Annotated in this window: 4 protein-coding genes and 1 pseudogene; 1 reads left to right on the top strand and 4 read right to left on the bottom strand. The window is 56.7% G+C overall.

The window, feature by feature from the left end:
* Window positions 1-156 precede the first annotated feature (156 nt).
* Complete coding sequence (locus AOY23_RS20310) at window positions 157-1875, bottom strand: AsmA family protein (RefSeq protein ID WP_054181042.1); 1719 nt, start codon at window positions 1873-1875, stop codon at window positions 157-159.
* A 117-nt stretch (window positions 1876-1992) separates the two neighbouring features.
* Entirely contained in the window at window positions 1993-3384 is a 1392-nt protein-coding gene (locus tag AOY23_RS20315) for a nucleobase:cation symporter-2 family protein (protein WP_054181041.1), read from the bottom strand.
* Between the two features lie 284 nt (window positions 3385-3668).
* Between AOY23_RS20315 and gltS the strand changes: the two genes are divergently transcribed.
* Entirely contained in the window at window positions 3669-4871 is a 1203-nt protein-coding gene (gene gltS, locus AOY23_RS20320) for a sodium/glutamate symporter (RefSeq protein ID WP_054181040.1), read from the top strand.
* A 46-nt stretch (window positions 4872-4917) separates the two neighbouring features.
* Here gltS and glpK read toward each other — a convergent pair.
* Together glpK and AOY23_RS20330 are read right to left on the bottom strand one after the other, a co-directional pair.
* Window positions 4918-6162 (bottom strand): annotated as a pseudogene (gene glpK, locus AOY23_RS20325) (glycerol kinase GlpK); the annotation flags it as partial.
* Window positions 6163-6241: 79 nt separating this feature from the next.
* Complete coding sequence (locus AOY23_RS20330) at window positions 6242-6823, bottom strand: recombinase family protein (protein ID WP_054181073.1); 582 nt, start codon at window positions 6821-6823, stop codon at window positions 6242-6244.
* Window positions 6824-6903 lie beyond the last annotated feature (80 nt).

Consider the following 6903-nt stretch of genomic DNA (forward strand, 5'->3'; position numbering starts at 1 on the left):
GGAATTTTTATTTATTGAATGCTTTTCCAGTAAAGGAGTTATATCAACTACACCGGCGAACCGGAACCTGTTGCGAGAAATAGGTACAAACAGTCACAAAATGCGAACAGGTTTCATGGGAAAGAGATGCCCCTGACTCGCGTCAGGGGCGGGAGATTATGGTGCGGCGGGTGTTTCAGGCGCAGGCTGAGGCGCTGCGGTGGCGACTTCACCGCCGTGCATCGTCTGGCTGACTTTCTGGTGGCTCATGTTCTCTGCGCTAAGCTGACCGCTGACGGTGGGTTTCAGCGGTGCGGTGGCCTGCACGCTGCCACTGGCGGTGAGCTGGAGATTGCCGTCGCCAGTGATCGGCAGCGCAGGCCAACCCCACGGTTGCAATACATTCAGCGGCACACCGCGTCCGTTCAGGCTCACGTTGACCTGCCGTTGCGGGAGTTGAGAAACCGTCGCCGTCGCTTCCAGAATGCCTTTTTCGGTAAACGCGCTCAGTTCGCTGATATTGACCGTCGACGCGTTGGCCGTCAGCGTCATCGACGGACGCCGCACATCAACGCGATTAAACGTCGCCAGCGCGCCGTTCAGCGTGGCGTTACCGTTCCACACGCCCCACTGGCGATCTTTCAGCAGTTGCAGGTTGTTGCCATAACCGTCCAGCGAAGTGATCTGCCACGGGAAGGCGGGATCGATGTCGATCACCAGGTTGCGGCTGGCGCTCACTTTTTTCAGCGTCAGATTGCTCAGCCAGGTCGGCATGGGTTCCATCCACAGCTGTTTCCAGTTTTTCGGTAACGTATATTCCAGACCGGCAATGGCGATATCGTCCAGCACCAGCCCGTTATCGCTGCGCTGCCAGTTGCCGGAGGTGCGCAACAGACCACCTTCCCAGCGGGACGTGAACTGGCGGATGGCGATACCCTGCGGAGAAAATTCGCCGTTCAGGATAGGATCGAAAAGATGGATGCTGCCCCAGATAAACTCGCTGGCGTTCATCGACAGGTTACCGTCCTGGCTCTGCCAGTCGCCGTTGCTGAGCGTCAGGTTGCGCAAACTCATGTCCAGATCAGTCACCGCCCAGTCCGGTCCCTGCAGACGCGCGTCGGTCACGTCGATGCGACCGATTTGCAGCGACGGCACCGTGGCGAGCGGCGCGAAAAAGTCAGCCAGCGATTTGTCGCTTTGCAGACGGATTTCGTCCAGCCGCAGGTTATCAATCACCCAACTGCCGTCCGCTTCGCGACGCGCTTTACCGGTCAGCGACCCGCGCGCCATATCGGCACCGAGGGTATCAAGCGTGACAACACCATTGTCGATAGAGCCCTGAATCAATACGTTGCTGACGGGAACGCCGTTGAGCGTCATTGATCCGGCACTCATCTGAATCGCCGTTTTCTTGCCTAACACGTTACCCGCTTCCGGCAGCCACGGACTGACGCCACCGGTGACGCGCTGGGCGCTCAGGACCCAGTCCGTTTGCGGACTGTTAAATGCCATATTGCTGAGTTGCAGGCGGTCAGCCTCGAAGGGAAGCGGCGCCGTGGATGGCGAGAGATTCAGCGTGCCGTCCTGTAACAGAATGGTGTCGGCGTGCAGCGGGTCGGTGAGCTGACGGCTGCTGAGACCGATGTCCACCGTTCTGGCGACCAGCGTTGCCGGTTTGCCGTCGCGACCGAAAGTGACGTTTTTCAGCAAGATATGGGCAGGCGACGAGAAACGATGATCGATCGCGTCGAAAGCGAGGTGATAGCGGGTGTGATCAGTGATCCAGCCACTGACCCGTCGCGCGCCCCACTGCGTCTGGAGCAGAAAATAGAAGGCGATGATCACCACCAGGAGGGCGATCAGCAGCCAGAGAACCAGCTTCCCGATAAATTTCATGGGCTTCCATCCTGAGAAGTGCAATAAGAGTGTTATGCACGAATTATGCGCAATGCTCAAGGAGGGAATCGTGTATTTCGATGTCACGACAGCGGCCAGGCCGCTGTCGTGCGGGGATTACGCTTTCTCTGGCGGGAAGACCAGATTCAGAACAATCGCGGTGATACCGCCAGCGGCGATACCGGAGGAGAGCAGATTTTTCAGCCAGTCCGGCGCAAACTGCAGGATTAGCGGCTGCTGAGAGACGCCCAGGCCCACGGCCAGCGACAGGGCGATAATCAGGATCGCGCGGCGGTTAAGCGGTTCGCGGGAGACGATGCGCACACCGGAAGCGGCGATGGTGCCGAACATGACCAGCGTTGCGCCGCCCAGTACCGGCTCAGGAATGTGCTGCACGAAGCCGCTGACTGCCGGGAACAGACCGAGCAGGATCAACATCAGCGCCACGACGAAACCGACGTAGCGGCTGGCGACGCCGGTCAGCTGGATCACGCCGTTGTTCTGCCCGAAGCAGGAGTTCGGGAAGGTGTTGAACACCGCAGAGACAAAAGAGTTCAGACCGTTCGCCAGCACGCCGCCTTTCAGGCGCTTCATATACACCGCCCCGGAAACGGGCTGCTCAGAAACGTCAGAGGTGGCGGTAATGTCGCCGATGGTTTCCAGCGAGGTGATCATAAAGACCAGCATCAGCGGCAGCAGCAGATTCCAGTCGATACCCAGACCGTAATAAAGCGGCGTTGGCACCATAATCAGATCGTTGTTGGTCGGCGCGGTATTCGCGGGCAGCATGTCTAACGCCCACGCCGCCAGATACCCCGCCGCCATGGCGATGACTAGCGACGCAATACGCAGATACGGGTTGCGCTGGCGGTTGAGGATAATGATCAGCACCAGCACGATCCCGGCCAGCAGCAGGTTTTTCGGCGCACCAAAAGTGTGGTCACTCATCGCCGCGTAACCGCCGCCAATGGAAGTCAGGCCAACCTGAATCAGCGACAGACCGATAATCATCACCACCACGCCTGAGACCAGCGGCGTAATGATGCGGCGCGCCAGATGCAGTACGCGGGACAGCACCATTTCGGTACAACTGGCGAGCATCAGCGTGCCGAACAGCGCCGCCATCATGGTCGGGACATCGGCACCGCCGGTTTTTAACGCCGTACCACCCATGATCAGCGGCGCGACAAAGTTGAAGCTGGTTCCCTGAATAGAGAGCAACCCGGAACCCACCGGACCCCAGGCCTTAATCTGAATGATGGATGCCACACCGGAAGCGAACAGCGACATGCTGATAATGTGCTGCGTATCTTCAGCCGGTAATCCCAGCGCCTGGCAGATCAACAACGCCGGGGTAATCACCGCCACAAACATCGCCAGCAGATGCTGGAACGCGGCGAACAGGGTTTGCGGCAGGGGCGGGCGATCTTCGAGGCGATAGATTAATTCGCTGGGTTGAGTCTGCGCAACCGGTTGCGCACTTTCTGACTCGAGGGTGTTAACAGACATCTAAGGCAGTCCCGTGGTGGAAAAGTGGGGATTTTATCGAACTGTGCGGCAAAAGCAAACGTTTGCTGGCGTTGGCGAAATAATTTACGCAACCACGAAAAATTACCGTTTTATTTCACTAAAGGCAGTTTTTCCGCAGAAATAACCTGTCATGAACCATTTTTCTGTAATTTTTGCCCACTTTTTGATTAAAATTCGGCTCCTGATTCCTCATGAAGAGATTAATCGGCACAGGAACACTACATCGCGTGTGAATGGAGCATGCGCTAATAAGGAGCTTTTCTATGTTTCATCTCGATACCTTATCGACGCTCGTGGCCGCCACGCTGGTGCTGCTACTGGGGCGCAAACTGGTCCATACGGTTCCCCTTTTCAAAAAATACACCATTCCCGAACCCGTCGCGGGCGGCCTGCTAACGGCGCTGGCGTTGCTGGTGCTGAAAAAAAGCATGGATATCGAAATTGATTTCGATATGAGCCTGAAAGACCCGCTGATGCTGGCGTTTTTCGCCACTATCGGCCTTAACGCCAACCTTGCCAGCCTGCGACTGGGTGGAAAAGTGCTCGGCACGTTTTTGATTGTCGTGGTCGGCCTGCTGCTGATGCAAAACGCGATTGGCATCGGGATGGCAAAAGTGCTGGGACTCGATCCGCTGATGGGGCTGCTGGCGGGGTCGATCACGCTTTCGGGCGGCCACGGCACCGGGGCGGCGTGGAGTAAACTGTTTGTGGAACGCTACGGCTTTGCGAATGCGACGGAAGTCGCGATGGCCTGTGCGACATTCGGCCTGGTGCTGGGTGGCCTGATTGGCGGCCCGGTGGCGCGTTATCTGGTTAAACACTCGTCGACACCGGATGGCACGCCGGACGATCAGGAAGTTCCCACCGCGTTTGAGAAGCCGGATGTCGGGCGCATGATCACCTCGCTGGTGCTGATTGAAACCATCGCGCTGATTGCCATCTGCCTGACTGTGGGTCGTGTGGTTGCGCAACTGCTGGCGGGCACCGCGTTTGAACTGCCGGTGTTTGTCTGTGTGCTGTTTATCGGCGTGATCCTGAGTAACGGTCTGGCGCTGCTGGGGTTTTATCGCGTGTTTGAGCGTGCGGTTTCCGTGCTGGGTAACGTCTCGCTGTCGTTGTTCCTGGCCATGGCGCTGATGAGCCTGAAACTATGGGAACTGGCATCGCTGGCGTTGCCAATGCTGGTGATTCTGGTGGTGCAGACGCTGGCGATGGCAATGTACGCGATGTTTGTCACCTGGCGCATGATGGGCAAAAACTACGATGCGGCAGTACTGGCGGCGGGGCACTGCGGATTTGGTCTCGGCGCAACGCCGACGGCGATTGCCAACATGCAGGCGATTACTGAACGTTTCGGCCCGTCACACATGGCTTTCCTCGTGGTGCCGATGGTGGGCGCGTTCTTTATTGATATCGTCAACGCGCTGGTGATCAAGCTGTACCTGATGCTGCCGATCTTCGGCTAATAAAAAAGCCGGGCGTCTGCCCGGCTCTCTACTGCGGCTGATGAATTTAGTCGTGATCTTCCCACGCCATTGCGCGTTTCACCGCTTTTTTCCAGCCGCTGTAACGGTAATTACGCTCGGTGGTTTCAATACCCGGGCGGAATTCACGCTCAATGACTGCTTTTTCCTGCAATTCATCCAGATTCTGCCAGAAACCCACCGCCAGACCAGCCAGATAAGCCGCACCCAGCGCGGTAACTTCGCGAACTTCCGGACGTTCTACGCGTGCGCCGAGAATGTCGGACTGGAACTGCATCAGGAAATTATTGGCAACCGCGCCGCCGTCCACGCGCAGGGCGTGCAGACGAATGCCGGAGTCGGCCTGCATCGCTTCCAGCACGTCGCGGGTCTGGTAGGCAATCGACTCCAGCGTGGCGCGAATGATGTGGTTGGCATTCACGCCGCGGGTCAGACCGAAAATGGCGCCGCGGGCATACGGATCCCAGTACGGCGCGCCGAGACCGGTGAACGCGGGTACGACGTACACGCCGTTGGTATCGTTCACTTTGGTGGCGAAATATTCAGAGTCGAAGGCATCGTTGATGAGTTTCATTTCATCACGCAGCCACTGAATGGATGCGCCCGCCATGAACACCGCACCTTCCAGCGCGTAGTTCACTTCGCCGCGCGGTCCGCAGGCGATGGTGGTCAGCAACCCATGCTCCGACGTAACGGCTTTCTCGCCGGTGTTCATCAGCATGAAGCAACCCGTACCGTAGGTATTCTTCGCCATCCCTTCCTTGACGCACAACTGACCAAACAGCGCTGCCTGCTGGTCACCGGCGATCCCGGCGATAGGAATACGCGTGCCGCCTTTACCGCCGATGTTGGTCTGGCCGTACACTTCAGACGATTTGCGCACTTCCGGCAGCATGGCGCGCGGGATATCCAGCGCGTCGAGCATTTTGTCGTCCCAGTCCAGATCATGGATGTTGAACAGCATGGTACGCGAGGCGTTGGTGTAGTCGGTGACGTGAACGCGCCCCTGGGTCATTTTCCAGATAAGCCAGGTGTCGACGGTGCCGAACAGTAGTTCGCCGCGTTTTGCCCGCTCGCGGGAGCCTTCGACATGGTCGAGGATCCACTTCACTTTGGTGCCGGAGAAGTACGGGTCGATCACCAGACCGGTGGTTTTACGCACGTACTCTTCCATGCCGTCGCGTTTGAGCTGTTCGCAGATGTCCGCGGTGCGGCGGCACTGCCAGACAATGGCGTTATAAATCGGCTTGCCGGTTTCACGATCCCAGACGATGTGATGCGCCGCGCGATAAATGCGTCCATTTCCGTGAGATAAATGGCATCGCTGCGGCGTTTCAACATTTGCAAAAGAATTACAATACCACCTCGTTTTGCTCCCGCTTCACATTTACCGGGAAATACTTGTACAACGTTGACAGACCGATGCTGTAAATAATTGCCAGTTCTTGTCGCGTATGTCCCTTAGCAAGCAATCGCTGTATCTGATCACGTTCATGTGGCTGCAACACTCTGGGTCTGCCTCCTATACGTCCCTGCGCTCTGGCTGCAGCCAAACCAGCCATTGTCCTTTCAACTATTAACTCGCGCTCCATCTCGGCCAGTGCTGACATAACATGGAAGAAAAAGCGCCCCATGGCACTGCTTGTATCAATACTATCTGTTAAAGAGCGAAAGTGAGCGCCACGTTCGTGCAGTTCTGATATCAGAGCTATCAGGTTCTTTACACTTCGTCCAAGCCTGTCCAGTTTCCATACCACCAACGTATCTCCGCTATTAATGCACTTTAAAGCGCGTTTAAGACCTGGCCGGTTAGCCACTTTCCCACTCATACGGTCTTCAAAAATACGGTCACAACTTGCACTTATGAGTGCGTTACGCTGCAAATCGTTGTTCTGGTCAATTGTTGATACGCGGATATAACCAATCATGGCCATCATTTTTCCTCCTGTAGGTCACATGTGGAGGATTCTTGCAGATTTCACTATGTGTAACTGCTTTTCTAAAACCTTGGTTT

The organism is Trabulsiella odontotermitis (assembly GCF_001297775.1).
Taxonomy (GTDB): domain Bacteria; phylum Pseudomonadota; class Gammaproteobacteria; order Enterobacterales; family Enterobacteriaceae; genus Trabulsiella; species Trabulsiella odontotermitis.